This window comes from Zoogloea ramigera (genome assembly GCF_006539865.1).
Taxonomy (GTDB): Bacteria; Pseudomonadota; Gammaproteobacteria; order Burkholderiales; family Rhodocyclaceae; genus Zoogloea; species Zoogloea ramigera.
The window spans coordinates 1-2,126 of record NZ_BJNV01000150.1 but is presented as its reverse complement, the minus strand read 5'-3'; the positions used below and the strand labels follow the sequence as shown (position 1 = coordinate 2,126).

The following is a 2,126-nucleotide window of genomic DNA, read 5'->3' as shown; positions in this document are numbered from 1 at the left end:
GCACTTATCTAGGCTGGATGCTCGACGGCCTGCAGGTGACGATCGCCTTGTCCCTGTCGGCCTGGGTCATCGCGCTGGCCCTGGGCAGCCTGATGGGCGTGCTGCGCACCGTGCCGGGCAAGTGGTTGTCGGGCATCGCCGCCACCTACGTCGAGGTCTTCCGAAACATCCCGCTGCTGGTGCAGCTCTTCATCTGGTACTTCGTGCTGCCCGAGGTGTTGCCCTTCGGCCTGGGCGATGCCTTCAAGCAGCAGCTCGATCCGCTCACCCAGCAGTTCGTGTCGGCGATGTTGTGCCTGGCGTTCTTCACCAGCGCGCGGGTCTGCGAGCAGGTGCGATCCGGCATCAACGCGCTGCCCCGCGGCCAGAAGAACGCGGGCCTGGCGCTGGGTTTCACGCTCCCGCAGACCTATCGCCATGTGCTGTTGCCGATGGCTTTCCGCCTGGTGGTGCCGCCGCTCACGTCCGAGTTTCTGAACATCTTCAAGAATTCGGCGGTGTGCTCGACGATCGGGCTGCTGGAGCTGGCGGCCCAGGGGCGCCAGTTGGTGGATTACACGGCGCAGCCGTATGAGTCGTTCATTGCGGTCACCGTGCTGTATCTGCTGATCAATGTGGTGGTGATGACGCTGATGCGTGTCGTCGAGAACAAGACCCGCGTGCCGGGTTATCTGGGGGGGAAGTGAGATGTATGAATTCGATTGGTCGTCGATCCCCGGTGCGCTGCCCTTTTTGTGGGAGGGGATGAAGGTGTCGCTGGAGATCACGCTGACGGCGGTGGTCTTCGGGGTGGTGTGGGGGACGGCGCTGGCGATGATGCGGCTGTCGTCGGTGAAGCCGCTGGCGTTCTTTGCGGCGAGCTATGTGAACCTGTTCCGGGCGATTCCGCTGGTGATGGTGCTGCTGTGGTTCTTCCTGATCGTTCCGCAGTTGTTGAAGAGCTTTTTCAGCCTGGACCCGAACACGGATGTGCGCCTGACGTCGGCGATGATCGGTTTTGCGCTGTTCGAGTCGGCGTATTACTCGGAGATCATCCGCGCGGGCATCCAGAGCGTGCCCAAGGGCCAGGTGGCGGCGGCTTCGGCGCTGGGCATGAGCTATGCCCAGGCGATGCGTCTGGTGGTGCTGCCGCAGGCGTTCCGCAACATGGTGCCCTTGCTGCTGACCCAGGCGATCGTGCTGTTCCAGGATACGTCGCTGGTTTATGTGTCGGCGCTGGCCGATTTCTTCGGCGCGGCCTACAAGGTGGGCGACCGCGACGGGCGGCTGGTCGAGCTGCTGCTGTTTGCCGGCGCGGTGTATTTCGCGGTGTGCTTTGCGGCGTCGCTGCTGGTGCGGCGCTACCAACAGAAACTCAATGCCCACGTGGCCCATTGATCCCTTGATCCCTTGATCCCTTGATCCCCAGGAGCGAGACATGATTTCCATCGACAACGTATCCAAGCATTACGGCAGCTTCCAGGTGCTCACCGAGTGCACCACGCAGGTCAAGAAGGGCGAAGTGATCGTCGTCTGCGGCCCGTCGGGCAGCGGCAAGTCCACCCTCATCAAATGTGTGAACGGGCTGGAGCCCTTCCAGGCCGGCACCATCACCGTCAATGGCGTGTCGGTGGGCGACCCGAAGACCAACCTGTCCAAGCTGCGCAGCCATGTGGGCATGGTGTTTCAGCACTTCGAGCTGTTCCCCCACATGAGCATCACCGACAACCTGACCATCGCCCAGCAGAAGGTGCTCGGCCGCGGCAAGGAGGAAGCCACCGACAAGGGCCTCAAGCTGCTCGAGCGGGTCGGCCTCAAGGCCCACGCCCACAAGTTTCCGGGCCAGCTCTCGGGCGGCCAGCAGCAGCGCGTGGCGATCGCCCGGGCGCTGGCGATGGACCCGATCTGCATGCTCTTCGACGAGCCCACCTCGGCCCTCGACCCCGAGATGATCAACGAGGTGCTCGACGTGATGGTCGAGCTGGCCCAGGAGGGCATGACGATGATGTGCGTCACCCACGAGATGGGCTTCGCCAAGAAGGTGGCCAGCCGGGTGATCTTCATGGACCAGGGCCGCATCGTCGAGGACGACAGCAAGGACGCCTTCTTCGGCGCCCCGCGCTCGGAGCGCGCCCGCCAGTTCCTGG

3 protein-coding genes are annotated in these 2,126 nt (G+C 63.7%); all 3 read left to right on the top strand.

Annotated features, from left to right (window positions below; translation table 11 throughout):
* Positions 1-686 (top strand): amino acid ABC transporter permease (locus ZRA01_RS20115; protein WP_141355149.1); only part of this gene is annotated, 686 nt, incomplete at its 5' end.
* A gap of 1 nt (position 687) precedes the next feature.
* Positions 688-1,377 (top strand): glutamate/aspartate ABC transporter permease GltK, encoded by a 690-nt coding sequence (gene gltK, locus ZRA01_RS20110; RefSeq protein WP_141355148.1) that lies wholly within the window; start codon positions 688-690, stop codon positions 1,375-1,377.
* Positions 1,378-1,417: 40 nt separating this feature from the next.
* A partial coding sequence (locus tag ZRA01_RS20105; RefSeq protein ID WP_141355147.1) for an amino acid ABC transporter ATP-binding protein occupies positions 1,418-2,126 on the top strand: 709 nt, incomplete at its 3' end.